The sequence below is a fragment of the Aureimonas sp. ME7 genome, assembly GCF_903970965.1.
Lineage (GTDB): Bacteria > Pseudomonadota > Alphaproteobacteria > Rhizobiales > Rhizobiaceae > Aureimonas.
This window is the reverse complement of record NZ_CAJCKW010000002.1, coordinates 536128-561253: the sequence shown is the minus strand read 5'-3', so window position 1 is coordinate 561253 and position 25126 is coordinate 536128. Positions and strand designations below refer to the sequence as shown.

Annotated in this window: 25 protein-coding genes and 1 pseudogene; 18 read left to right on the top strand and 8 right to left on the bottom strand. The window is 66.8% G+C overall.

Annotated elements, in window-relative coordinates; translation table 11 throughout:
• Nucleotides 1-47: 47 nt before the first annotated feature.
• From H7A85_RS06215 to H7A85_RS06205, 3 genes are read left to right on the top strand one after another with little or no spacing between them, the layout of a single operon-like run.
• Nucleotides 48-854 (top strand): creatininase family protein, encoded by an 807-nt coding sequence (locus H7A85_RS06215; protein WP_182085004.1) that lies wholly within the window; start codon nt 48-50, stop codon nt 852-854.
• 44 nt (nt 855-898) lie between these two features.
• Nucleotides 899-2035: a GTP-binding protein gene (locus H7A85_RS06210; protein WP_182085003.1), complete on the top strand. Its 1137-nt coding sequence runs from the start codon at nt 899-901 to the stop codon at nt 2033-2035.
• Nucleotides 2035-3012, top strand: coding sequence for a WD40 repeat domain-containing protein (locus H7A85_RS06205; protein WP_182085002.1), 978 nt, complete (start codon nt 2035-2037; stop codon nt 3010-3012). The genes H7A85_RS06210 and H7A85_RS06205 overlap by 1 nt, the downstream gene beginning before the upstream one ends.
• Before the next feature lie 33 nt (nt 3013-3045).
• Here H7A85_RS06205 and H7A85_RS06200 read toward each other — a convergent pair whose 3' ends face one another.
• Together H7A85_RS06200 and odc2 are read right to left on the bottom strand one after the other, a co-directional pair.
• A complete protein-coding gene (locus H7A85_RS06200) occupies nt 3046-3636 on the bottom strand; it encodes an N-acetyltransferase (RefSeq protein ID WP_182085001.1) in 591 nt (196 codons plus the stop codon).
• 147 nt (nt 3637-3783) lie between these two features.
• Entirely contained in the window at nt 3784-4917 is a 1134-nt protein-coding gene (gene odc2, locus H7A85_RS06195) for an ornithine/lysine decarboxylase (protein WP_182085000.1), read from the bottom strand.
• 528 nt (nt 4918-5445) lie between these two features.
• Between odc2 and H7A85_RS06190 the strand changes: the two genes are divergently transcribed.
• From H7A85_RS06190 to H7A85_RS06175, 4 genes are all read left to right on the top strand, one after another.
• Entirely contained in the window at nt 5446-6372 is a 927-nt protein-coding gene (locus H7A85_RS06190) for a LysR family transcriptional regulator (RefSeq protein WP_182084999.1), read from the top strand.
• A 43-nt stretch (nt 6373-6415) separates the two neighbouring features.
• A complete protein-coding gene (locus H7A85_RS06185) occupies nt 6416-6925 on the top strand; it encodes a L,D-transpeptidase (protein ID WP_182084998.1) in 510 nt (169 codons plus the stop codon).
• Between the two features lie 75 nt (nt 6926-7000).
• Nucleotides 7001-7666 carry a DUF1007 family protein gene (locus H7A85_RS06180; RefSeq protein WP_182084997.1) on the top strand — a complete coding sequence of 222 codons (666 nt, stop codon included), beginning with the start codon at nt 7001-7003 and terminating at the stop codon, nt 7664-7666.
• Entirely contained in the window at nt 7654-8733 is a 1080-nt protein-coding gene (locus H7A85_RS06175; protein ID WP_182084996.1) for a nickel/cobalt transporter, read from the top strand. Before H7A85_RS06180 ends, H7A85_RS06175 begins: the two co-directional genes overlap by 13 nt.
• A 1-nt stretch (nt 8734) precedes the next feature.
• On the opposite strand, the gene H7A85_RS06170 is transcribed toward H7A85_RS06175, so the two are convergent.
• Entirely contained in the window at nt 8735-9490 is a 756-nt protein-coding gene (locus H7A85_RS06170; protein WP_182084995.1) for a gamma-glutamyl-gamma-aminobutyrate hydrolase family protein, read from the bottom strand.
• Between the two features lie 265 nt (nt 9491-9755).
• On the opposite strand from H7A85_RS06170, the gene H7A85_RS06165 reads away from it, so the two are divergent.
• The 7 genes and pseudogenes from H7A85_RS06165 (at nt 9756) to H7A85_RS06135 (ending at nt 15258) form a co-directional block, all read left to right on the top strand.
• A complete protein-coding gene (locus tag H7A85_RS06165; RefSeq protein ID WP_182084994.1) occupies nt 9756-10466 on the top strand; it encodes a chromosome partitioning protein ParA in 711 nt (236 codons plus the stop codon).
• A 100-nt stretch (nt 10467-10566) separates the two neighbouring features.
• Entirely contained in the window at nt 10567-11106 is a 540-nt protein-coding gene (locus tag H7A85_RS06160; RefSeq protein ID WP_182084993.1) for a RecX family transcriptional regulator, read from the top strand.
• A 116-nt stretch (nt 11107-11222) separates the two neighbouring features.
• Nucleotides 11223-11786, top strand: coding sequence for a type 1 glutamine amidotransferase domain-containing protein (locus H7A85_RS06155; protein WP_182084992.1), 564 nt, complete (start codon nt 11223-11225; stop codon nt 11784-11786).
• Nucleotides 11787-11932: 146 nt separating this feature from the next.
• Entirely contained in the window at nt 11933-12178 is a 246-nt protein-coding gene (locus H7A85_RS06150) for an aa3-type cytochrome c oxidase subunit IV (RefSeq protein WP_182084991.1), read from the top strand.
• 92 nt (nt 12179-12270) lie between these two features.
• Nucleotides 12271-13443 (top strand): Re/Si-specific NAD(P)(+) transhydrogenase subunit alpha, encoded by a 1173-nt coding sequence (locus H7A85_RS06145; protein ID WP_182084990.1) that lies wholly within the window; start codon nt 12271-12273, stop codon nt 13441-13443.
• Between the two features lie 128 nt (nt 13444-13571).
• Nucleotides 13572-13853: pseudogene (locus tag H7A85_RS06140) on the top strand (proton-translocating transhydrogenase family protein); the annotation flags it as partial.
• A 4-nt stretch (nt 13854-13857) separates the two neighbouring features.
• Nucleotides 13858-15258, top strand: coding sequence for an NAD(P)(+) transhydrogenase (Re/Si-specific) subunit beta (locus tag H7A85_RS06135; RefSeq protein WP_182084988.1), 1401 nt, complete (start codon nt 13858-13860; stop codon nt 15256-15258).
• A gap of 41 nt (nt 15259-15299) precedes the next feature.
• On the opposite strand, the gene H7A85_RS06130 is transcribed toward H7A85_RS06135, so the two are convergent.
• Both H7A85_RS06130 and H7A85_RS06125 read right to left on the bottom strand, forming a co-directional pair.
• Nucleotides 15300-15800 carry a DUF992 domain-containing protein gene (locus H7A85_RS06130; RefSeq protein WP_182084987.1) on the bottom strand — a complete coding sequence of 167 codons (501 nt, stop codon included), beginning with the start codon at nt 15798-15800 and terminating at the stop codon, nt 15300-15302.
• Between the two features lie 112 nt (nt 15801-15912).
• The gene (locus tag H7A85_RS06125) at nt 15913-16734 is read right to left on the bottom strand and encodes a tetratricopeptide repeat protein (RefSeq protein ID WP_182085098.1); all 822 of its coding nucleotides are present in this window, start codon (nt 16732-16734) and stop codon (nt 15913-15915) included.
• Nucleotides 16735-17180: 446 nt separating this feature from the next.
• Between H7A85_RS06125 and H7A85_RS06120 the strand changes: the two genes are divergently transcribed.
• From H7A85_RS06120 to H7A85_RS06110, 3 genes are all read left to right on the top strand, one after another.
• Complete coding sequence (locus tag H7A85_RS06120) at nt 17181-18089, top strand: hypothetical protein (RefSeq protein ID WP_182084986.1); 909 nt, start codon at nt 17181-17183, stop codon at nt 18087-18089.
• Nucleotides 18090-18400: 311 nt separating this feature from the next.
• Nucleotides 18401-19312 carry a class I fructose-bisphosphate aldolase gene (locus H7A85_RS06115; protein WP_182084985.1) on the top strand — a complete coding sequence of 304 codons (912 nt, stop codon included), beginning with the start codon at nt 18401-18403 and terminating at the stop codon, nt 19310-19312.
• A 624-nt stretch (nt 19313-19936) separates the two neighbouring features.
• On the top strand, nt 19937-20725 hold the full coding sequence (locus tag H7A85_RS06110; RefSeq protein ID WP_182084984.1) for an outer membrane beta-barrel protein: 789 nt from the start codon (nt 19937-19939) through the stop codon (nt 20723-20725).
• Nucleotides 20726-20899: 174 nt separating this feature from the next.
• Here the strand turns inward: H7A85_RS06110 and H7A85_RS06105 are convergent, their stop codons facing one another.
• A complete protein-coding gene (locus H7A85_RS06105) occupies nt 20900-21856 on the bottom strand; it encodes a carbohydrate kinase (protein WP_182084983.1) in 957 nt (318 codons plus the stop codon).
• Nucleotides 21857-22134: 278 nt separating this feature from the next.
• The gene (locus tag H7A85_RS06100) at nt 22135-22869 is read right to left on the bottom strand and encodes a DUF3750 domain-containing protein (RefSeq protein ID WP_182084982.1); all 735 of its coding nucleotides are present in this window, start codon (nt 22867-22869) and stop codon (nt 22135-22137) included.
• A 101-nt stretch (nt 22870-22970) separates the two neighbouring features.
• Between H7A85_RS06100 and H7A85_RS06095 the strand changes: the two genes are divergently transcribed.
• Nucleotides 22971-23975: an asparaginase gene (locus H7A85_RS06095; protein WP_182084981.1), complete on the top strand. Its 1005-nt coding sequence runs from the start codon at nt 22971-22973 to the stop codon at nt 23973-23975.
• Nucleotides 23976-23992: 17 nt separating this feature from the next.
• On the opposite strand, the gene H7A85_RS06090 is transcribed toward H7A85_RS06095, so the two are convergent.
• Nucleotides 23993-25051, bottom strand: coding sequence for a magnesium transporter CorA family protein (locus H7A85_RS06090; protein ID WP_182084980.1), 1059 nt, complete (start codon nt 25049-25051; stop codon nt 23993-23995).
• Nucleotides 25052-25126: the final 75 nt, after the last annotated feature.

Genomic DNA, 25126 nt, shown 5'->3' with positions numbered 1-25126 from the left:
CGGGGCGCCGGACCCTAAAGGTTGCCGCATCGCTGCGGAGGCATAGCATGGTTCTCGCCCGTCGATTCGAGGATTTGACCAGCGCGACCTTGCGCGAGCGGGCGGGAGCGATGGCGCGCGCGGTGGCCGTCCTGCCGATCGCAGCCGTCGAGCAGCACGGCGAGCACCTGCCGCTCGGCACCGACGCGATGATCGCGGATGCGATGGTGGCGCGTACGATCTCGCGGCTGGCGGGCGATCTCGAAGCGGTGTTCCTGCCGGTCCTGAGAATCGGCACCTCGGACGAGCACCTGAACTTCCCCGGCACCCTGTCGCTGGATTGGCGAACGGGTGCCGAGACGCTGATCCGGCTTGGCGAGGGCGTCGCGCGCGCCGGGTTCACGCGCATGGCGATCGTCTCGTCCCACGGGGGCAACACGCAGGTCATGGAGATCGCGGCGCTCGACCTGCGCCGCCGCTTTGGAATGCTTTGCGCCACGGCCTCCTGGAGCAGGTTTGGGCTCCCGCCCGGCCTCGTCGAGGAAGGGGAGGCCGCGATCGGCATCCACGGGGGGCTCGTGGAAACCGCCTTGATGATGGCGTTCCGCCCCGATCTCGTGCGCCTCGAGCGGACGGTGCCGCGCGCCTCGCTCCAGTCCCGGCTGATCGCGGAGCGCACGCATCTGCGCGCTCACGGGCGGCTCGGCTTCGGCTGGCTCGCGGAAGATCTGAACCCCGTCGGAACGGTCGGCGACGGGACGTCCGCCACGGCGGAGATCGGCGCGGCGATCGCGGATCACCAGTCCGCCGGCTTCGCGGCGCTGCTCGCCGATATCGCTGCTCTCAAATGGCCGCCGGCACCCGTGCAAAACTGAAACGATGGGCCTATATCGGGCGCTCCAGACAAGGAGGCATCCCGATGTCCGACACGAATCAAAGCGCCCAGATCCCCGTCACCGTTTTGACCGGCTATCTCGGCTCCGGCAAGACGACGCTCCTCAACCGCATCCTGTCGGAGGACCACGGCAAGCGCTACGCCGTGATCGTCAACGAGTTCGGCGAGATCGGGATCGACAACGACCTCATCGTCGAGACCGACGAGGAAATCTACGAGATGAACAACGGATGCATCTGCTGCACCGTTCGGGGCGATCTCGTGCGCGTCGTCGAAAACCTGACCAAGCGCTCCGGCCGCTTCGACGCGATCATCGTGGAAACGACGGGCCTCGCCGACCCGGTGCCGGTGGCGCAGACCTTCTTCATGGACGAGGACGTGCGCGCCAAGACCAAGCTCGACGCCGTGGTCGCGCTGGTGGACGCCAAGCACCTGCCGCTGCGCCTTAAGGATTCGCGCGAAGCCGAAGACCAGATCGCCTTCGCCGACGTCGTTCTTCTGAACAAGACCGACCTTGTGACCCCGGAGGAACTTGCCCGCGTGGAGGCGACGGTGCGCGCGATCAATCCCGGCGCCGTGATCCACCGCACCGAGCGTTCCGCCATCGCGCTGAGCAAGGTGCTGGGGCAGGGCGCCTTCGACCTTCAGCGCGTTCTAGATGGGGACCCGGACTTCCTGGAACAGGCCGCGCACGCCCATGACGACCATGTCTGCGGGCCGGACTGCGGCCACGATCACCACCATCACGATCACCACGGCCATGACCACGATCACCATGGTCACGATCATGACCACGGGCACGACCACCATCATCACCACGGCGAGGTCGCCGCGATTCACGACGTGACGGTGACCTCGATCTCGCTACGCGGCGGCGAGCTGGATCAGAACCGGTTCTTTCCCTGGATTCAGAACCTGACCCAGACGGAAGGGCCGAACATCCTGCGCCTCAAGGGCATCATCGCCTTCAAGGGCGACCCGGAGCGCTACGTGGTGCAGGGCGTCCACATGATCGTCGAGGGCGACCACCAGCGCCCGTGGCGGGACGGGGAGACGCGCGAAAGCCGGCTCGTCTTCATCGGTCGCGAGCTCGACGCCAAGCGCCTGGAAGCCGAGTTCCAGTCTTGCGCCGCCAAGTCGCGCGAGACGCAGCCCGCCTGATGCCGCAGATCGCCCCTTATTCGTTCGAAGGCCATGTCGAAACGGCGGGCTTCCTCAAGGACGAGCCCGTCTTCGCGTTGGCCGACGGCACGATCCGTTTTCCCGCCGGTGGGGAAACCGTGCTGGAAGGCCACGAGGGCGGGCTTCTCTGCGCCCGTTTCGACCCGTTCGCGCCGCGCCTCCTGTCGGGCGGCGAGGACGGGCGCGTGGTGGCGACCGGGGCCGACCGGCAGATGGCCGAGGTCGCGTCCGCCGGGCGCAAATGGGTCTCCAGCGTCGCTGGCGGGCCGAACGGGGCGATCGGCTACGGTGTCGGCCGCGCGGCCTTCGTGCGCGACGGGAAGGGGACCGTGCGCGAGTTCGTCCATCCGCGCACGGTGGAGGACGTCGCCTTCGCGCCCAAGGGGCTACGGCTCGCGACCGCGCGCTATGACGGCGCGTCGCTCTTCTTCGCCGGCACCGACGCCCTTCCCCAGAACCTCGAATGGAAGGGCGCGCATACCGGCGCCCTGTTCTCGCCGGACGGGCGCTTCCTCGTCACCGTGATGCAGGAAAACGCCCTGCACGGCTGGCGGCTCGACGACGGCAAGCATATGCGGATGACCGGCTACCCGCAGAAGGTGAAGAGCTGGTCCTGGTCTGCCAAGGGCAAGTTCCTGGCGACGTCCGGCGCGCCCGCCGCGATCCTCTGGCCTTTCTCCGGAAAGGACGGGCCGATGGGCAAGGGGCCGCTGGAGCTCGGCACGCGCGGCGACACGAGCGTCACGGCGGTCGCCTGCCATCCCGCCGACGATGTCGTGGCGATCGGCTACGGCGACGGCATGATCTTGGCGGTGCGCTTTGCCGATGCAAAGGAGGCGCTGCTGCGTCGTGGCGGATCGAGCCCGGTGCGAACGCTCGGCTGGGACGCGAAGGGCCGCTTCCTCGCCTTCGGCACGGAAGGCGGAGAAGCGGGCGTCGTCGATATCACGGGATAGGGAAAGGGCGCGTGGAGGGCGCCCTTCGCGTGTTCAGGCGGCGTTCGCCGCCAGCGCCGTCACGTCCGGCCGCCCGGTCGGCACGATCAGCCCGCCCGCGCCGCGCAAGGTTCCGCGCTCCAGTTCCAACCCGAGCAGGCGGTGGCGCTCGAACGGGCCGGGCATGGCGAGATCGGCGGCAACGTCGGCCCGGAAGCCGAAGCGCTCGTAGAAGGGCGCGTCGCCGACGAGAAGGATGGCGTCGTGGCCGCGAAACGCGGCTTCCGCCACCGCGCGCCGCATCAGGGCGGAGCCGAGCCCCAGCCCTTCGAAGCGCGGATGAACGGCGAGCGGGCCGAGAAGCAGCGCCGGCACATCCGCATCGCCACGCGTGCCCGCCGATACGTTCCACAGACGCACGGTGCCGGCGAGCGCGCCATCCTCGTCTTGCGCCACCAGCGACAGGCCTTCCGCCGGCAGGCGGCCGCGACGGATGGCCTCCGACGACTTGCGCACGCGGTTCGGTCCCATGGCGACGTCCAAAAGCTCCTCGCGCGCGGCAACGTCCGCCGCCGTCTCGGCGCGAAGCGCCAGGACGGGCTGGAAGGGCAAGAGGTCGAACGGGGAAACGGGATGCGCGGCCATGGGGGCGATCTCCGAAACGGGACGAGCGGAAGCGGCGACCGCGATGGGACCGCCGTGCGGATGGGAACGGCCGAGCGCGCGAGCGTCGGCCGGGCCGGTAGCGAAGAAAGGAAAGGCCGGCGCCGATGTGCGGCGCCGAGGGGATCGTCAGATGACGTAGGAGCGGAGCGGCTCGAACCCGTTGAACGCGACGGCCGAGTAGGTCGTCGTGTAGGCGCCCGTTCCCTCGATCAGAACCTCGTCGCCCACCGTCAGCGAGATCGGTAGGGGATAGGGCGTCTTCTCGTAGAGAACGTCGGCCGAGTCGCAGGTCGGGCCGGCGAGCACGCACGGCTCCTTACGGTCGGCGTCGCGCGCGGTCACGATCGGGTAGCGGATCGCCTCGTCCATCGTTTCGGCGAGACCGCCGAACTTGCCGATGTCGAGATAGACCCAGCGGTTCTCGTCGCTCGCGCTCTTGCGCGACACGAGCACCACCTCGGCCTTGATCACGCCGGCGTCGCCCACCATGCCGCGGCCCGGCTCGATGATCGTCTCCGGGATCTTGTTGCCGAAATGGCGACGAAGCGAGCGGAAGATCGAGCGGCCGTAGGCTTCCGCTGATGGCACGTCCTTCAGGTAGCGCGTCGGGAAGCCGCCGCCCATGTTGACGAGCGTCAGCTGGATGCCGCGCTCGGCAAGCTGACCGAACACCATCGAAGCGTCGGAGAGCGCCTTGTCCCAGGCCTCGGTGTCGCACTGCTGCGAGCCGACGTGGAACGAGACGCCGGTGGCCACGAGCCCGAGGTCGCGCGCATGGGTCAGAACGTCGATCGCCATCTCGGGAACGCAGCCGAACTTGCGCGACAGCGGCCATTCGGCGCCCTCGCCATCGGTCAGGACTCGGCAGAATACGCGCGCGCCGGGCGCCGCGCGCGCCACCTTCTCGACCTCCTCGACGCAATCCACCGCAAAGAGCGAGACGCCGTGCGCATGGGCGGCCGCCACGTCGCGCTCCTTCTTGATCGTGTTGCCGAAGGAGATGCGGTCCGGCGTCGCACCGGCATCCAGCGCCATCTCGATCTCGGCGACCGAAGCACAGTCGAAGGACGAGCCGAGCGAGGCCAGAAGACGCAGGATCTCCGGCGACGGGTTCGCCTTCACGGCATAGAAGATCGACGAATCCGGCAGGGCCTTGCGGAAGGCGCGGAAGTTGTCTTCGACGATGTCGAGGTCGACCACGAGGCAAGGCCCGGTGGGACGTCGGGTGGCGATGAAGTCGAGGATGCGCTGCGTAGCCATGGATCAAGCTCCGGTTAACCAAACGGTCGACGAGGAGCGCACGCGATCCGTCCCATGAGCGGCCGGTGGAGACCCCGCTCATGAAGCGAATGCGAAACGCGACAGGACTCGGCTCCTTCACGGCAGGGTGCCGCGAAACGATCCGAACGAAAGTCTGCCATGGCTTGGAGGGCTACGCCCGCCGCACTTCAGGCAAGGATGGTGTGCCTCTGCAGTATTCCCGGCTATGGAGACCGGGAGAGACCAGAAAGGCCCGCACCGTCGTTGCTTCAAGGCGTCCACGATTTCGCCAGCAGCGAAACCGACTGGAGGGATACTCCAGGTACCGTCCCGGCAACCCTCGCATTCGAGGACCGGGGGACGCCCACAGGCACGTGCGACTTTGGGCAAGGCGGATATAAGAAAGCGCTCTGTCATACACAACAGAAAAATTCACCCCCGTCTGCGTTTTGGCGAAAAGGCTGGACTTCCGCTTGACTTGTCGTCACAGGGCAACACCGGTCGGTCTCACGCAAGGAATCTATGCCGATGGACACCCTGACCCGCATGCGCGCCTTTCTGTCCGTCGTGGAGGCTCAAGGCTTCTCGGCGGCCGCGCGCAAGACGGGGCGGTCCAAGGCTCTGCTTTCCAAATACGTGCGCGAGCTGGAGGACGAGCTCGGCGTTCTCCTCATCAACCGGACGACGCGGCAGGTGGCGCTGACGGCGGCCGGCGAGGTCTACGTGTCGCGTGCTGCCGCGATCCTCGCCGATCTCGAGACCTTGAACGAGGAAGCGCGAGAAGCCACGGGGGAGGCGAAGGGGACGCTGCGCGTGACGGCGGCCCGCACCTTCGGGGACGCGGAGCTCGGGCTCAGTCTCGTGGAGTTTTCCGCCGCCCACCCGGATATCTCGCTCGACATCCATCTCGACGATTCCTTCGCCAATCTTCTGGAGGAGAATTTCGACGTCGCCATCCGCATGACGCGGCTGACGGATTCTGCGATGATCGCGCGGCGCCTCGGCTCGCTCGAATTTGCCATCTGCGCGACGCCGGAGTTTCTGGCGGAAAACGGAACGCCGCAGCATCCGAGCGACATCTCGCGCTTTCGCGCCGTGATCGATTCCAACGCCAAGACGCTCTACAACTGGACCTTCCGCGATCCGGTCTCGGGCGATGCGATCCCCGTCGCCGTCTCGGGGCGCTTTTCGGCCAACTCCCCCTATACCGTCCGTGCGGCGACGCTGGCGGGCCTCGGCATCGCCCTGATCCCCGAATTCGTGGTGCGGCGGGACATCGCGGAAGGACGGCTCGTGACCGTCCTCGACGACTTCGTTCCCAAGGATGCGGGCATCTATGCGGTGTTTCCGCATCGCCGGCACCTTCCGGCCCGGACGCGCGTCTTTGTTGACTTCTTGGCAACCTGGTTCCGCAAGAATAGCACCGGCCGAGAACCGGGCGCCGCCGCTGCCTGAACTCTCTATCTCTCTCGGCCCCGATGCGATGCCGAGGTTTCCCATGCGCCGATTGCCCGCTCTTCTCCTTGCCGCCGTCTTGAGCCTGGGGAGCGGGGGCGCCGCCAGTGCCGCCGTGCAGGCCCGCGAGACGGTGTTCATCGGCGACTACGAGCCGGGCACGATCGTGGTGATGACCGGGGCGCGACAGCTCTTTCTGGTGACCGGCCCCGACTCGGCCCTGCAATACGACATCGCCGTCGGCAAGCCGAGCGAACAGTGGTTCGGCACGAGCTGGGTGTCGAAGAAGCGCCTGAACCCGACCTGGGTGCCGACACCCTCCATGCGCGAGAAGAAGCCGAGCCTGCCCGCCTCGATGGGCCCGGGGCCGAACAATCCGCTCGGCAAGCGCGCCATGAATCTTGGCTGGGGCACCTATCGCATCCACGGGACGAATTCGCCGAACTCGATCGGCTCGGCTGCGTCGGCCGGCTGCTTCCGCATGCGCAACGACGACGTGCAGGATCTCTTCGAGCGCGTGCATGTGGGCGCGCGTGTCGTGGTTCTGCAGTAAGGGCGCGCCTCTTTTCCCCACTTTCGCCTTGGTTTAAGCGTCGTTCCCGGAGCGGGGTGAAACCGGGGACGACACATGCGCCGATCATCGATCCTCGCAGCTTCCGTTTGCGCGCTGTCGGCCGGCGGCGCGTTGCCGGCGAGCGCCCATCCGCACGTCTTCTCCGAGTCGCGGATGGAGATCGTGGGAACCCCGGACGGCATGCTGTCCTCCGTGCGCAACATTTGGCGCTTCGACGAGCTGTTCTCGTCCTCCGTCGTGGTGGACTTCGACAAGAACGGCAACGGAACGCTCGACGACGACGAGATCCACGCCGTGTCCGAGACCGTGCGTCAGTCGATCGCGGAGTGGGAATTCTACACGTTTGTCACTATCGGCGGTAAGGACATCAAGCTGACCCCGCCGGGCGAAATCCGGGGGTTATTCGAAAAGGGGCAGCTGATCCTGTTCTTCGAGATGAAGCCGGCCGAGCCGGTCGACCTCAAGGCGTCCGACGTCACCTTCTCCGTCTACGACGAATCCTATTTCGTTGCCTTCGACTTCGCCGACGAGAATTCCTTCCAGCTTCTCGACATGCCGACGACCTGCAAGAAGACGTTCACCCAGCCCAACCCGGACGAGGATGCGGCCGACTGGATGAACTCCGTTTCCATGCTGAAGCCCGGCCAGTCGATCCCCGAGGACGGGGTGAACTTCTCCCAGCTCCTGGCCACGCGGATCGACGTGCGATGCGCCGGCTGATCGGAATTCTGCCGCTTCTCGTCGGCCTGGCGCTGCTCGGCGGCGCGGCGCATGCACAGTCTTCGCTCGGCATCGGCACCGCCGAGGTCACGGCAGCGCCGAGCGGCCTTTTCGCGGGCTTCTTCGCCTGGGTTCTCGCCGTCCAGCGCACCTTCTTCGTCGATCTGCGCCAGGCGCTCGTCGCGCTTCGCGACGGCGGGGGTGGGTTCGGCTGGCTGCTCGGCCTGTCCTTCGTCTACGGTGTGTTTCATGCGGCGGGGCCCGGCCATGGCAAAGCCGTCCTGTCCTCCTACATGCTGGCGAACGAGGTGGCGCTTCGGCGCGGGGTCGCTCTGTCGTTCGGCGCGGCGCTGGTGCAGGCGCTGTCGGCCTATCTCGTCGTTCTTCTCGGCTGGTTCGTTCTTCGCGGCACGGGGCTTTCGATGACCAACCTTGCCTTCGGCCTCGAACTCGGCTCCTACGCGATGATCGCGGCGCTCGGTCTTTGGCTTCTGATACGCAAGGGCTGGCCACTCCTGCGCCCGGCGATGCGGCGGATCGGGGACCTCTCACCGGCCCGGCAGCGCTCCGGCTCGGCGCTGGCCTTCGCCGGGCGCGGCACCTTCACGAGCGCGCAAGCGACGCGAGGCGCCAGCTCCTTGCGCGCATCGGGCGGTTACGGCGCGGAGATCTGCGACGATCCGACGGGCGATGCCTGCGACTGCGGGCGTCCGCACATGCCGGATGCGGCCTCCCTGGCGGATGGGTCCTTTTCCTGGCGCGCCGGGCTCTCCACAGTTCTGGCGATCGGCCTTCGCCCCTGCTCCGGCGCGATCGTGGTTCTGACCTTCGCCCTGATGAACGGTCTTTATGCGGCCGGGTCGCTGTCGGTGCTCGCCATGGCGCTTGGCACCGCGATCACCGTGTCGGCCATCGCCGCGCTCGCCGTCTCGGGCAAGGGACTGGCGCTTCTCCTCGGACGCTCGGGCGGGCGGGGGCGGAGCGTGCGCACCGTTCTGGAGATCGGCGGGGCGGCGCTGCTCGTTCTCGTCGGGTCGGGTCTGCTGCTGGCGTCCTGGCCGGGCTAGCTCAGCGACCGTCCCGGTAGGCGCGGCACGCGTCCCCGAAGGCGGTGAAGATCGCGCGAGAGGCGGGATCGGTGGCCGCCCAGTATTCCGGATGCCATTGAAGGCCGAGCGTGAAGCCCGGCGCATCGCGCACCGAAACCGCTTCCACGGTTCCATCGGGAGCGCGAGCTTCCACGTCGAGCCCGTCCGCCAGCCGGTCGATCGCCTGCCGGTGCAGCGAGTTCACTTCGATGCTGGAAGCGCCGACGATCTCCGCCAACCGCCCGTCCGGCTCAACCGAGACGGGATGGCGGATCGCGAAGCGGGCGTCCTGCTCGGGATGGGTCGGGGCGCGGTGGTCCATGCGCCCGGCCGTCTCCTGGATCTCGGTCGCCAGCGAACCGCCGAGCGCGACGTTGAGCTCCTGATGCCCGCGGCAGATGGCCAGAAGCGGAACGGCGCGCCGAATGGCCGCGCGGATCATCATGTCGGTCAACCTGTCGCGCGCCGGGTCGAAGGGCTCGTGCGCGGCGGTGGGCTCCACGCCGTACCGATCGGGATGAACGTTGGAGGCCGAGCCTGTGACGAGGACGCCGTCGACGCGGTTAAGGATCGCTTCCAATTCGTCCTCGTCCACCACAGCGGGAACGATGATGGGCACCCCGCCGCCGGCCTCGACGATCGCCCGCAGATAGGTGGAGGGCGCGGCATGCCATTCGTAGTTCTCGAAACGGCGCGTGTCGGCCGGCACCGCGACGATGGTGGGGAGGGAGGGCACGCGGGGGAGATCCTTGTCGACGTGATGGGCTTCGTCTGGATCGCGCGACCGCAAGCTCCGGTCAAGCCGGAAGGCGTTAGCTCCGGCGGACTCGGCCGGGGTTCCCCGGTCATCGATCGAGGACCGACGATCCGGCCGGCGTTTTGGAGGGGGTCGCGAATGAACCGCCTTCGCGCCGGTTCACCCGCAGTCCCGGCGTTTCGTTCACGCATGCCGTATTCGCGCATCCGGTGCGTCCGGTCGCCGATTTCAAAAAGGACATTCCATGACGCCCGTTCTTTCGATCGGCTCGCTGAAGACCTCCGGTTCCTCGACGCTCGCGCTGACGCTGGCGGGTGTCGCCGCCGCCGCCGAGATTCCCGTCGTGCTGGTGGACGCCGCCCGCGACAAGGATCTCGCGGAATGGGCGCAGAAGCCCGGCCGCCCCGCGCATATCCAGGTCGAGGTGGCGGACGACGAGATCGCGCTGGAGCGGATCGTACGCGCCGCGCGCCGCCGGGGCGATCTGGCTCTCATCGACGCCGGCGACAATGCCGAGATGATGCGCGCCGGCGCCCGTCTTTCGGACCGTGCCCTCATTCCCGTCCGCTTTTCGCCGCTGTCGGCCTATGCCGCGCTCGCGACCGACCGCATGCTGGCGGCGGAAGCCGGCAAGGGCCGGCGCGGCCGTGACTGGGCCTTCGTCGCCAGCGCAGTCACCACCATTCCGAGCCGCATCGCTCGCACGATCGAGGGCATGATCGAACAGTCGCCGACGCCGCGCCTGGAGATCGGCCTCGTGCTTAGGGCGGCCTATGAAGCGCCGTTCCTCCACGGCGGAACGCTTTTCACCCTGACCGACGACGGCGCGCCGGGGTTGGAGCGCGCCCGCGCCGAGGCGGTTTCGATCGCCTATGAACTCGGCGTCCTCGGCTATGTCCAGCCGACCGAACATCCCGCTCGCGAGATCGACGAACGCGCGGCCTACGCCGCCTGACCTCGACCGAGACCCTTCCAGCATCGGCCTCGTCGCCTTCCGGCGGCGGGGCCGTTTTCGTTGGATGACGGGCGGGGCGGAAGCGCCTAAGTGAATGGGCATGAGCGACGCCGCAGCCCCCACACCCAAGATCCCTCGGCCCATCTCGCGCGAATGGATGTTTCGGGCGGCCGCTCATTACCTCGAACGCTACGCCTCCACCGAAGCCAACCTGCGCCGCGTCCTGGAGCGCAAGGTTCTGCGCCGCGCCAGGGCTCGGGGCGAGGAGCCGGAGGCGTTCGCCGAAATGATCGGCGAAACGGTCGGGCGTTTCGTGGAGCTCAAGCTTCTGGACGACCGGAGTTTTGCCGAATCCAAGCTCGCCAGCCTTCGTCGGCGCGGCACCTCGCTTCGCCAGAGCGCGGCCAAGCTGGCCGAAAAGGGCGTCGACCGCGAGACCGTGGCCGCCGTGATGGCCGGCGACGAGACCGACGAAGAAGAGGCGGCGCGGCGGCTCGCCAAGCGCAGACGGCTCGGCCCCCACCGTCTGCGCGAGCGCGCCGAGCGCCGGGATCGCGACGTCGCGGCCCTGATGCGCGCCGGTTTTTCCTATGGCCATGCGGCGGCGGCGATCGATCGCGAGATCGAAGAGGGCGAGTGAGGCGGGGGAACCCTCGCGGGAGCCGGTCGTTGGAAACGCGAACACCAACATGGGCGGGCCGACCATCGATCTACGGATCGACGATGCCTCGGCGCCCGCAAGGAAAGGTCACCCCGATGCCCAGCATCCGCGAAGCCAAGATCGCCATTCTCGCCACGGACGGCTTCGAGCAGTCCGAACTCGTGCAGCCGCTGGAAAAGCTACGCGCGGCCGGCGCGACGGTCCATGTCGTGTCCTTGAAGGAAGGTGAGATCAAGGGTTGGGACGAGACCGACTGGGGCGACAGCGTTCCGGTCGACAAGGTGCTGTCGCAGGTGTCGGTCTCGGACTACGACGCGCTCGTCCTGCCGGGCGGCCAGATCAACCCGGACAAGCTGCGTGCGGAAGATGCCGCCGTATCCTTCGTGCGTGACTTCTACAATTCCAAGAAGACGCTGGCCGCGATCTGCCACGCCCCGTGGCTTCTGGTGGAGGCCGGCGTCATCAAGGGTCGCGACGTGACCTCGTACAAGTCCATCAAGACCGATGTCGAGAATGCCGGCGGGCGCTGGCACGACGAGGAGGTGGTGACCGACCAGGCGCTGATCACCTCGCGCAATCCGAACGATCTTCCCGCCTTCATCGCCAAGATCATCGAGGAGGTCGAGGAAGGCCGCCACGAGAAGCGCCAGGCGGCCTGAACGTCGGAAATGACGATGGGAACCGGGCGGGGCGTCTTTCGAGACGCCCCGTTTTCGTGGGGGCAGATGACGGGGCCGATTGTCAGCGCGCATGCGTCGCGTATAACTGCGCCCACATCGAATACGAGTGGAAGGGCAGGAGCGGAATGGCCGAGGATCTGGGTTACGAGTGGAAGGGCACCACGATGGACTACGCCGAGCACGACCGGACCTATATGGGCTTCCTCGCGCTCGTGAAGTACGGCTCCATCGCGATCGTCGCGATCCTTCTGGGCATGCTGGTCGGGCTGATCATCGGCGGCGGCATCATCATGAGCGTGCTCACAGTGATCGTCTTCTTCGTGGCCGCGAGCTTCGTCCTGTCTGACTCGAAAGCTCCCAAGACGCACTGACGCCCTTCGCCGGCTGAACGGCCGGACGGGAGGCGAGGGATCGACCGGGCCGCATGCGTGGCCCGAGTCCGGCTGCTTTGGGAGGAGCATTCATGAAGATCTTCGTTTCGCGCGAGCGCGATGCGGGTGAGTCCCGCGTCGCAGCCTCGCCCGACAGCGTCAAACGGCTGATCGGTCTCGGTGCCGAGGTCGTGGTCGAGCGTGGCGCGGGGGAAGGCTCGCGCCTTCCCGACGCCGCCTTCGAGGCCGCCGGTGCGCGCATCGGCGAGGCTGAGGAGGCTGGAAGCGCCGACCTCGTCCTCAAGGTGCGCCGGCCGGATGCCGGGGAGATCGCCTCCTACCGGCGCGGCGCCGTGATCGTCGGTATCCTCGACCCCTATGGGCACGAGGACGCGGTCGCCGAGATGGCGGAAGCGGGGCTGACGAGCTTTGCCATGGAGCTCATGCCGCGCATCACGCGCGCGCAGGTCATGGACGTCCTGTCCTCGCAAGCAAATCTCGCCGGCTATCAGGCGGTGGTGGATGCCGCCGCCCTCTACGACCGCGCCTTTCCGATGATGATGACCGCCGCCGGAACCGTACCGGCCGCGCGCGTCTTCGTGATGGGGGCGGGCGTTGCCGGCCTTCAGTCGATCGCGACCGCCCGGCGCCTCGGCGCCGTGGTGACGGCGACGGACGTTCGCCCCGCCGCCAAGGAACAAGTCGAATCGCTCGGCGCCAAGTTCGTGGCGGTCGAGGACGACGAGTTCCGCGCCGCCGAAACGGCCGCCGGCTACGCCAAGCCGATGTCGGAGGCCTATCAGGCCCAACAGGCCGAACTGACTGCCAGCCACATCACCAAGCAGGACATCGTCATCACCACGGCGCTGATCCCCGGCCGCCCGGCGCCACGTCTCGTCTCGCGCGCGGTCGTGGAAAGTATGAAGCCCGGCTCGGTGATCGTCGATCTCGCGGTGGAGCGGGGCGGCAATGTCGAGGGCGCCGTGCCCGGCGAGGTGGCCGAAGTCGGCCCGGCCCGCGTCGTCGGCTATCTCAACGTGCCCGGCCGCATCGCGGCCTCCGCCTCGCTTCTCTACGCGCGCAACCTGTCGGCCTTCGTGGAAACCTTGATCGACAAGGAAACCCACGCGCTGCGGATCGACCTTTCGGACGAGCTCCAGGCGGCGACCGCGCTGACGCATGACGGCAACGTGGTGCAGGATCGATTCAGGCGCGAGACGCCCGTCGATACCGGCGTCTCGGCGACGGACCAGGGAGGGGATTGATGAACGAGAACGCTCTTTCCCATACGCGCCAGATGCTGGACAGCGCGAGCCAGTCGATCGGCACGGCGCGCGCGAGCCTCGACGATATCGCCATCCAAGCGGGATCGCAGGTCGCCGCGCACGGCTCCGATCCGTTCGTCTTCCATCTGGCGATCTTCGTTCTGGCGATCTTCGTCGGCTACTACGTCGTCTGGGCGGTGACGCCCGCGCTCCACACGCCGCTGATGGCGGTGACCAACGCCATTTCCTCGGTGATCATCGTCGGCGCGGTGCTGACCGTCGGTCTGTCCGCTTCGGGACTTGCCACCGGTTTCGGGTTCGTCGCGCTGGTCCTGGCGAGCGTCAACATCTTCGGCGGGTTCCTGGTGACCCAGCGCATGCTGGCCATGTACCGGAAGAAGGATCGCTAGGACGATGTCCCAGAATTTCGCATCCTTCCTGTATCTCGTCTCCGGCGTCCTCTTCATCCTGGCCCTGCGCGGCCTGTCGCATCCGACCACCTCGCGCCGGGGCAACGTCTACGGCATGGCCGGCATGGCGCTCGCCGTCCTCACGACGCTGGCGCTGGCGCGGCCCTCGCTCGGCGGCCTGGTGCTGATCGTCTTGGGGCTTGGCCTTGGCGGCGGCATTGGCGCCTATGTCGCGCGGCGGATCGCGATGACCGCGATGCCGCAGCTCGTGGCGGCGTTCCACTCCCTCGTCGGCCTTGCGGCCGTGATGGTGGCGGCCGCCGCGCTCTATGCGCCCGAGGCCATCGGCATCGGCGTGGTCGGCGCGATCCACGCCCAGGCGCTCGTGGAAATGTCGCTTGGCGTCGCGATCGGCGCGATCACCTTCACCGGCTCGGTGATCGCCTACCTGAAGCTCGACGGGCGGATGAGCGGCAAGCCGATCCTCCTGCCGCAGCGCCATCTGATCAACATCGCGCTGGCGGTTCTGCTCGTCGTTCTGGTGTTCGTCTTCGCGACGACGGAAAGCCACGCCCTGTTCTGGTTCGTGGTCCTTGCGGCCCTGATGCTCGGCGTCCTCCTGATCATCCCGATCGGCGGCGCGGACATGCCGGTCGTCGTGTCGATGCTGAATTCCTATTCGGGCTGGGCGGCCGCCGGCATCGGCTTCACCCTGCAGAATCTCGCCCTGATCATCACCGGCGCGCTCGTCGGCTCGTCGGGCGCGATCCTGTCCTACATCATGTGCAAGGGCATGAACCGCTCCTTCGTCTCCGTCATTCTCGGCGGCTTCGGGGCGGATGCCGTGGGGCCGGCGAGCGCCGATGGGGTGGAGCGCACCGTTAAGCAGGGCTCGGCCGACGACGCCGCCTATCTCATGAAGAACGCGGCGCGCGTCATCATCGTGCCGGGCTACGGCATGGCGGTGGCGCAGGCGCAGCATGCCCTGCGCGAGATGGCCGACACGCTGAAGCGAGAGGGGGTGGAGGTGAAGTACGCCATCCATCCGGTGGCGGGCCGCATGCCCGGGCACATGAACGTGCTCCTGGCGGAGGCCAACGTGCCCTACGACGAGGTCTTCGAGCTGGAGGACGTCAACTCCGAGTTCGCCCAGACCGACGTCGCCTTCGTGATCGGGGCCAACGACGTGACCAACCCGGCAGCGCGCGACGATCCGTCCTCGCCGATCTTCGGCATGCCGATCCTCAACGTCGATCAGGCGCAGACCTGCCTCTTCATAAAGCGTTCGCTCGGTTCCGGCTATGCCGGCATCGACAACACGTTGTTCTACAAGGACAACACGATGATGCTGTTTGCCGACGCCAAGAAGATGGTGGAGGACATCGTCAAGGCGCTCGCGCACTGAACGAAGAAGGGGAGCCCTCGGAGGGCTCCCCGACTGCCGACTTACGGCTTGTAGATCATCGCGACGGGTTGCGCCTCATCCAGCGTCAGCCGCGCGACGCCGACCGTGGCGTTGACGCCTTCCTGCACCTGAAGGCTGGTCGGCTGCAGCGTGAAGCCACGGTTCGGCCCGCCGATCAGCGACTTGCCGCCGACCCCGGCCGCAAACGAGACGTCGACGCTGGTGCCGAAGTAACGGCCGGCGAGCGAGACCGGCTCGCCCTCCTGGAAGCTCGCGGCCAGAACCGACCACGTCATCAGCGTGCGACCGGTGATGCCGAGATCGACGCCATAGGTGTCGAGCGTGCCGACATAGGTCTCGGCTGCCCGCGTCCGGCCGAACGGGATGTAGTTGCAAAGCACCGTCTCGCTGGACGAGACGATCTGATTGATCGTGCCTTGGCTCTTGCAGACCAAAGTGCCGACCTTGGCGCCGGCCTCTGCGGTGGCGGGAAGGGCAGTTGCCGCCGCGAGGGCGGCAAGGGCGAGGAGGGGAGTTTTCATGGGTTGGGTTCACTCGACTGGAACGATAAGTTCGCGCCGTTAACCTTTGACCCAAGACTTTGTTTCCACGGCTCCTTCGCCGCCCCTTCACGAAACGTGACGAGGCGAAACCTCAGGCGCCCGCCGCCGAGCCCCGCGTGCGCCCGACGCCGTCCTTGGCCGGCTGGTAGTTCGGGTCGAGCTGCGCGGCATGGGCGAAGGAGCGATAGGCCTTGGCCTTGTCGCCGCGCGCTTCCAGGACGAGGCCCTGCGTCGCCCAGAATTCCGCGCGCTTGCCGTCGAGCTGGATCGCGCGGTTGATGTCGTCCGAGGCGTCCTCGACGTTGTTGAGCGCGAGGTAGGACACGGCGCGGGCCGAATAGGGCTCGGGCGCGTTGGCATCCATCGAGATGGCGGTGGAGAAATCCTCGATTGCCTGCCGATGCTGCTTGTCGAGCTGATAGAGCAGGCCGCGATTGTGATAGGCGCGCGGATCGGTCGTGTTGAGGTCGATCGCCTTCTGGAAGTCGCCGAGCGCCTCGCGGTTGCGGTTGGCGATGCGATAGATGTTGCCGCGCCCGATATAGGCCGAGTCGTAGTTCGAATTGATCCGGATCGCCTGGTTGTAGTCGGCGACGGCCTCGGCGTTCTGGTTGGTCTGACGCAGCACCAGGGCGCGGTTCGCATAGGCCTGGTAGAAGTTCGGATCGAGCTGGATCGCGGTGGTGAAATCCTGGATCGCGCGCTTGTTGTCGCCCGACCGGCCATAGGCGATACCGCGCACGTTGTAGGTTTCCGGGTTGCGCGGATCGGCGTTCACGGCGGCGGTCAGCGAGGAAAGATTCTCGGCCGAACCCTGCGCCTGCTCGAGGCTGATCGACTGCAAGGTCGGGCCGCTTTGGCACCCGGCCAGGGCCACCATCATCAGTACGCCCAGCGAGGACACCGCCGGCATGCGGAACGAGGCGGGCGGGAAAGCGCGAATCAGCGAAGACACTCGGCGAAGGTCCTTCAAATGCAAGGGGATGGGCGTGCCCGACAGGCAGCGAACACAAAGAGGGCGGAACGACGACTTGCGCCAGTCAAACTTGGGTCGGCATCGCGCAAAGCCGAACAGGTGATGCGTTCATACCACGACCCATCGGCGCGGTCGAAGCCCGGCGGTGATCATTCGCGCCGTATGTCGCGGGCCTGCGTGCCCCTGAGCGAGGCGGGAATCTCGCTACGTTGCATGCAAACGTTCGATCTTCCCTCGCTTGGACGCGTTTTGATGGGAAAACCGGGCGCGCCGACTGGAAAAATCCGCGCCGCCGCCAAGTTTTCATGAGGTGGGCTTCACTCGATTTCGAGTGGGCGATGCGGTCGAGGCGCCAGGCCTCGCCAGAGTTGGAGTCAATCGTCATGGTCGATGTCGTCGATCGCAGTGGATACGGATCCTTGCCAGTCCGGCGTATTTCCTGGGGAGCCATCATAGCCGGTACGATCCTGGCGCTCGTCATCCAGATTATGCTGGCGCTTCTGGGCATCGGCATCGGGCTGGCGACGCTGGATCCGGAAACCGCCGACAGTCCCGCCCTTTCCACCTTCACCTCGGCCAGCGGGATCTGGGCGATCCTGACGGTCCTCGTCGCGACCTTCATCGGCGCCTTCGCGGCCGCGCGCTTCGCCGGCGCCCCGGCCAAGCGAGACGCGGCGCTGCACGGCATCACCACCTGGGCGACGGCAACGCTCGTCGCGGTCTATCTCCTGACCAGCGGCGCCTCGGCTCTCGCCACCAGCGCCTTCGGAGCACTGGGCTCCACGGTGACCTCGCTCGGCTCGGCGGTCCAGTCGGTCACGCCGGACTCGCTCGACGCCCTGCCGCCCGGCCTGCAGCAGCAGGCGCGCGATCTTCTGGCGCGGGGCGAGAATCAGGCGCAGCAGGCGGCCGATCAGGCGCAAGGGGCGGCTCAGGACGCCGCCGCCGACGCCCGGCAGGCCGCCGGGACGCAGGACCTCGGCGCCGCGGTCTCTCAGATCGTCCAGGGCCTCGGCCAGGATGCGACCCCGCAGCAGCGCAGTGCGGCCGTGCAGCTGATTTCCTCGCAGGCCGGCATCAGCCAAGCCGAGGCGGAGCAGCGCCTCAACCAGTTCCAGGCGCAGTACGACCAAGCCGTCGACCAGGCGCGTCAGGCTGCCGGCAAGGCCGCCAATGCCGCGTCGGCGACCGCCTTCGGCGCTTTCGTCGGCTTGGCCCTCGGCCTGATCGTCGCGGCGCTCGGCGGCATCGTCGGTCGGCCTGCGCGCACCGTCGGCTACTACCGCGACTGAACGTTCATCGCCGGTCGGTATGGGATCCAGGGGGCTTCGGCCCCCTGTTTTCGTTCACGGCGTCCCCTCCCGCGTAAGACCTGATCGGAGGAAAAGCGTATTAAATCCATTGAAATGATGTTTTCACCATCTCCGGTGGATGTTCCCGAAGCAACATCGAGTTCACACTCAGTCCAGCGCCTTTTAATTCAACCGATTTTATTGGTAGCGCAAGATTTTCTGGTCTTGCCGCTGTGTCGCGGCATCTGCATGAAAGCCTGGAGCGCCCGATCGCTTCGCCGGGCGCCTTCATTCTGGGGCAGGAAACGCCGATGCTGAGAACCGATACCGTACGTAAGATCTTGTCCTGGTACGAGGGCGAGACGCCGGGGCTGAAGTCCAACCTGTCGCGTCTCCTGATGCATGGTCGTTTGGCCGGTACCGGCCGCCTCGTGATCCTTCCGGTGGACCAGGGCTTCGAGCATGGCCCGGCGCGCTCCTTCGCGCCCAACCCGATCGCCTACGACCCACACTACCTCTACCAACTGGCGATCGATTCCGGCGTGTCCGGCTATGCCGCGCCGCTCGGGCTTCTGGAGCAGGGGGCCGATACGTTCGCGGGCGAGGTGCCGCTGATCCTGAAGCTCAACAGCGGCAACTCGCTGGTCAACAAGCAGGACCAGGCGCTGACGGGAACGGTGGAAGATGCGCTGCGGCTCGGCTGCGTGGGTGTCGGCTTCACCATCTATCCCGGCGCGGACGATTCCTACGACATGATGGAAGAGCTGCGCGAGATCACGCTTCAAGCGAAGTCGCGCGGCCTGATGACGGTGGTCTGGTCCTATCCGCGCGGCGGCAAGGTGACGAAGGAAGGCGAAACCGGCCTCGACATCATCGCCTATGCCGCGCACATGGCGGCCCTTCTCGGAGCGACGATCATCAAGGTCAAGCTGCCGACCAGCCATGTCGATTTGAAGGACGCGGTGTCCTCCTACGAGAAGAACAAGATCCTCGGCGAAACCGGAGCGGATCGCGTTCGTCACGTCATGCAGGCCTCGTTCGCCGGCAAGCGGATCGTCGTCTTCTCCGGTGGGGCGGCGAAGAACACCGACGAGCTTCTGGACGAGGTGCGCGCCATTCGCGAAGGCGGGGGCAACGGCTCGATCATCGGCCGCAACTCGTTCCAGCGCTCCAAGGAAGATGCGCTGCGTCTTCTCTCGGACGTGATGGACGTCTACGCCTGAAATCGCGAAGCCCGGGCCGTCCATTAAGGCGGCCCGGCGCCGAAGGGAGGGGACGATGCCAATCCTTCGCGATGGTTGCAAGAGAGCTTTTGGTGACAATGCGTCACGGCTTGTTCGTCGGCCGCGCGCACGGGTCGGACCTTCATCTTAAGTCCTCGGTCACATGTAAGGCGCCGAAGTGCTTGATTTGCGGCATAATTATGCCGCTTTCCGAGTCGGGTTGCCCGTCCGTTCGGAAGGCGGACAACGGACCGTTCAAGCGCCGTTCAAGGGGTCATGACGCGAGAGTCCATCACACCTTTCGCAGTTGCGAAAATCTTGGTGAACAATCCGTTGATTGCCGTCCTAAGATGTTGATTTTTTTATATTAAATGCATGGACCCAAGCGGTATGGTTTAAGCAAGCTTTAAGCTTGGGACCGTATTGAAGACGTCGAACGCCATTCTGCCCTGCGCCAAGCTGTTGCACTCAGGTCACATGGCGGTCGGGATCGCTCCAGGTGCCATTGCCTCGGCAGGGGTGCGGACCCTAAATCGCCTCAAGCCCGAAATAATCGGGTCCAGTCTTTCGGGTCGTCGGATCCGTTGGAAGAAACGTCGCCAAGGCGACAGTGGAGTATCGAATATGAAGCGTTTTGCCCTCCTTCTCGCCTCGACGGCTTTCGTGACCCCGGCTCTCGCGGCCGACGTCGTGTACGAAGAGCCCGCCGCCCCCGTGGTCGCGATCGCTCCGGCCTATAACTGGACCGGCTTCTACGTCGGTGGCCAGGCTGGTGTTGCGTTCAACAACGACGCCGGCGACGTCCGCTACAACCCGAACACCGGCGCCTTCGCCACGACCGCCTTCTCGGGCGGCTCGGGCGACAGCGACGACGCGGCCTTCATCGGCGGCGTGCACGTCGGCTACGACTACCAGATCAACAACTTCCTGGTGGGTGTCGTCGCCGACATCAACTACATCGACGCCTCGTCCAACTCGTCGTTCTCGATCACCTCCGCTCCGGGCGTCGTCGACACGTTCGGCGTGTCCTCGGACATCAACTTCGTCGGCACCGTCCGCGCGAAGGCCGGTATCGTTGCTGACCGCTTCGCCGTCTACGCGACCGGTGGTCTCGCCTATGCCGACACGGACACGAAGTACTTCGCTCCGGGCACGCTGACGGCGACCAACGGCTTCGTGCCGACCGTCAACTCCGACTCGGACGACGTCGGCTACGCCGTCGGCGCTGGCGTCGACTACCTCGTCACGCCGAACCTCTCGCTCGGCCTCGAGTACCTCTACACCGACCTCGGCGAGTCCGACACGACCGTGACCTACACGAACGGCACGCTGTCGCAGAACTTCACCGCGACGTCGAACGACGACCTGGACTTCCACACCGTGTGGGCCAAGGCTTCGTTCCGCTTCAACTAAGAAGTGGACTGGCGGGAGACCTTCGGGTCTTCTCGTCGGAACGAACGAAACCCGTCGATCCGAAAGGGTCGGCGGGTTTTTTGCGTTCGAGAACTGTGGTGTGAACCGTGCTGCGGAGCGGGAGCTGGGTCCGGATCCCCTAGCGACATCGCCGCCAGGGGACCCCCGATGATCTCAGACGAGCGGCGGCAGGCCGAGATCCACGCGGCGGGGCAGGTCGGCGCCGCGCCGCGAGCAGGTCAGGGCGGCCGCCCGCACCGCGAAGGTCAGAAACTCGGAAAGCTCCGCTTCCGAAAGCGATGCGACCCCTTCGGGCGACAGGCAGCCGGCTTCGAAGAGACGCGCCAGCATCGTCGCCTGGAACGTATCGCCCGCACCCACCGTGTCGGCGACGGTCACCGACAGGCCGGGCACGCGCACTTCGGTGCCGCCCCGCGTCATCGCCACCGCGCCCTTTTCACCGAGCGTCACCACCGTCAGCGCAGCGCCCGCCTCGATCCAGCCGGACAGGACGGCCTCGATGGAGCGCCCGGGATGGACCTGTTCGAGATCCTCCTCGCTTGCCTTCACCATGGAAGCGAAGGGAACGGTGGCCCCGATGCGGGAGCGCCAGATGTCGAGATCGGGAATCACCGAGGCCCGGATGTTGGGATCGTAGGAGATGAAGCGCCGCCCATGCTCCTGCGCCACCAGACGGGCGAGCGCGCCGGCCGTCGGCTCGGCCACCGTGGAGTAGGACCCGGCAAGATGGATCGCCGCTAGATCGTCGGGGAAGGCGGCAGGAATCTCGCCGGGTTCGATGGAACGGTCGGCCGTGCCTTCGATGTAGAAGTCGTATCGCGGCGTGCCGCCCGCACCCAGCGAGACCATCGCCAGTGTCGTGTTGCGATCCGTGTCGATCACGAAGCGCCGGTCGATCGTCTCGCGGTCCATGAAGGCGCGGATGCGCTGCCCGAACAGGTCGCTGGAAACCTTGGAGAAGAAGGCCGAGCGATGGCCGAGACGGGCAAGGCCCAGCGCCACGTTGAGCGCCGATCCGCCGATCCGGCCGTTCAGCGCGATATGGGAGATGTCGGCGGCCTCGCTGTCGGCGAAGAGGTCGAACAGGGCGTCGCCGCAACTCAGGAACATCGTCAATCCTCCAAAGGGCCCGCGCGGCCCGACTGGGAATCGGCTAGCAAAAAACGGCGGGGCTGGGAACAAGAGCGTCCGATGGCGCATCGAGGCACCGGGGCGAAGGTGGCTTCCGATCCCAATCCCCGGAGCGTGGTGAGCGGCGAGAGGCGGGCATCCGGCTGTGAACCAGGTGGCCTCTTGAAGCTTTCAACTCACCATCTCGGTTGCTGACCCAGATCGGTCAGGCCGATGCGACCAAGCGTTCGGCATAAAGCCCGCGCGCCGTCTCATGCTCAGCCGACGATCGAAAAGCTGCCGAAGCCCGGAACCTTGAGAAGGCCGCGAAACGGATCGACGCCTGCCACGAGACCGAGGATCTGAACCTCGAGCCCGCTCGTAGCCCCGACTGCGACGCCCGCATAGCCGAAGAGCGAGGCGCGGAATTCACCGTCGAAGCTGAGGAGCTTGCCGTCGACCGGAAAGTCTCGTCCTACAGCGGCCGGCGGCAGCACGGCGCCGAGCGAGGGCACGTTGCGCAGGACATGCGCGACGAAGCTGTTGGAGTTCGGACCGGGGAAGATGCGGTATCCCCCGCGCGCCGCGAACGGATAGTCGTCGATGGCGGCGCGGATCTGCGGGATCGCCGTCTCAGCCGCGCGGCCCTGCAACTCGGCGACGATGCGCGGCGTGTTGGAGTACCAGCGTCCGTCGGCGGCATAGCCATTGCGCCGGATGGGCGAACCCCAGCCGACCTTGTCGAAGCGCTCGTAGGTTCGCGCGCCGGCCGGCTTCAGGACGACCCAGGAATGCTCCGACAGCGCCCCCTTCAACCCGCCGGTCCGGGCGGCGAGGATGTAGACGGCGGCTTCCTGCGAAGCGGTCGGAGCCGGCAGGACGGCCGCCGAACTCCAGTCCGCCTCGCGCCAGGACGACGGGTGTTCCCCGAGCTTCCACAGGAGAAGGGAAAGGCCGGCGGGCAGGAGATAGACGACGATCAGGACGAGAAGGAGAATTCGCAACACACGCATCGGCAACTTGATAGGGCGGGAGGTGGTGTCGCATGGTAGGCCCATTCCGACCCATGCCGGCCGGTTTCCCCCAACCTTCCGAGAAGGCCAAGCGAGCCGACATGTCCCAGGATATCGTGATCGAAGTGACGCGCGGCAATGCCGTCGAAAGCCGGCATCGCGCATCGCTGGCCGTTTGCGACCCGCAAGGCCGCGTGGTGTTCGGGGCCGGCGATCTGGAACGGCCGGTGTTTCCCCGGTCGGCCATCAAGGTCTTCCAGGCCCTGCCGCTGATCGAAACCGGCGCGGCCGACGCATGGGGTTTCGATGCGGCCGACCTTGCGCTCTCTTGCGCCTCGCATTCGGGGGAGGAGGGGCATGTGGCGCGCGCCGGCAGGCTTCTCGCACGCGCGGGGCTCGGCGAGCCCGACCTCGAATGCGGCTGCCACTGGCCGTTCGACCCCGCCGTGGCGCGCGATCTGGCGCGCCGCGGGATCGAACCGACGCAGCTTCACAATAACTGCTCGGGCAAGCATGCGGGCTTTCTGTGCACGGCGGTCCATCTCGGCGAGGAAACGCGGGGCTACGTCGGTGCGGAGCATCCGGTGCAACGCCGGGTGAGTGCCGCGATCTCGGACCTGACGGGCGCTCGGGCGGGCGAGGGCGCGCCTGAGGGTATCGATGGGTGTTCGATCCCGACCTATGCCGCGCCGCTGCCGGGCTTTGCGACCGGCTTCGCCCGTCTTGCATCCGGCCTCGGCGTTTCGGCCGAGCGGGGGCGCGCCGGTCGCCGGCTGATCGATGCCTGCATGGCGGAGCCTTGGGCGATGGCGGGAACGGGGCGCGCATGTGTGCGCCTGATGGAGGCGGCTCCCGGCCGCGTCTTCGCCAAGACGGGCGCCGAAGGCGTCTTTTGCGGAGCGGTGCCCGAACTCGGTCTCGGCTTCGCCCTGAAGGCGGAGGATGGCGCGACCCGCGCTTCGGAGGCACTGGTGGCCGCCACGCTCTCGCGGATCTTTCGTGCGAGCGACGGCGCGCTTGCCGAGCGCTTCGATGCCCTGTCGCGCACCATCCTTCGCAACTGGGAGGGGACGCCGGTCGGCGAGATCCGCGTTGCTGAGCTCTGACTTCAACCGCGCGCGCGTCAGAGCCACTTCTTGTATCGGAAGAACATCAGCGGGAAGACGGCGGTCAGCACCATCAGGACGATCGCCAGCGGATAGCCGAAGGTCCAGTTCAGCTCCGGCATGTGCGCGAAGTTCATGCCGTAGATCGAGGCGACGAGGGTCGGCGGCATGAAGCCGACGGCGGCCACCGAGAAGATCTTGATGATGGCGTTCTGCTCGATCGAGATCATGCCGACCGTCGTGTCGAGCAGGAAGGTCGTCTTGTTCGACAGGAAGGACACGAAGTCGTTGAGCGAGGACACGTCCCGCGCCATCGCCTTGACGCGGGCCTTCAATTCCTTTTGCGGCTTGCGCCGGTCCAACACGAACTGGAGGAAGGGCAGGAGCCGATCGAGGGTCGCCAGGCTTTCGCGCGTTCGCGACGACATGTCTCCGGCCGCGCCCAGGCGCTGCAGCAGTTCCTTGAAGTCCGCCGTTGCGGTGGGCGTCTTGGTGTGGGACGAGCGGAAGATATCGGCCCCGATCCGGTCGAGATCGGAGGCGATCGATTCCAGAAGGTCGGCGACGCGATCCACCACGGTTTCCAGAAGGCCGATGGCGATGGAATCGGCCGTAGGCCCGCGCGAGCGCGACGGTTTCGGGGGCGCGGGCGGCGGGCCGTAGACGTTGAGCGCCGCCAGTGCCGGCGCCGAGGCGCCGTCGCTGCCGTCCCGGCAGAGCTTGGTGGCGAAGATCTGGAACGAGCGTGGATTGGTGTAGCGCAGCGTCACCAGGCGCTGGCCGACGAGGATGAACGTCACGGGGCCGAAGTCCGGTCGCCCCTCGTCGAGACCGTAGACGAGGGATGCGGTCATGAAGTCGCCGCCGTCCTCGGAGTAGAGGCGGCTGGACACCTCGATCTCGCGCATTTCCTCGCGCGTCGGCACCTCGATGCCGCACAGGCGCTCGATCGCCTGTTCCTCGTCGCGGGTGGGATTTCGAAGATCGATCCACACGGCTTCGGGGGGAATGTCGTCGGCGCCGAGCGTGGAATGGCGGCGAACCTGCGAACCAAAGACCGTATAGGCGTCGATCATGGGCCATCGTCCTCGTGACGGAGGAAGTGGCGGCCGGCGATTCCGTATCGTGCCGGGTCCGGCGGCCGCGCTTCG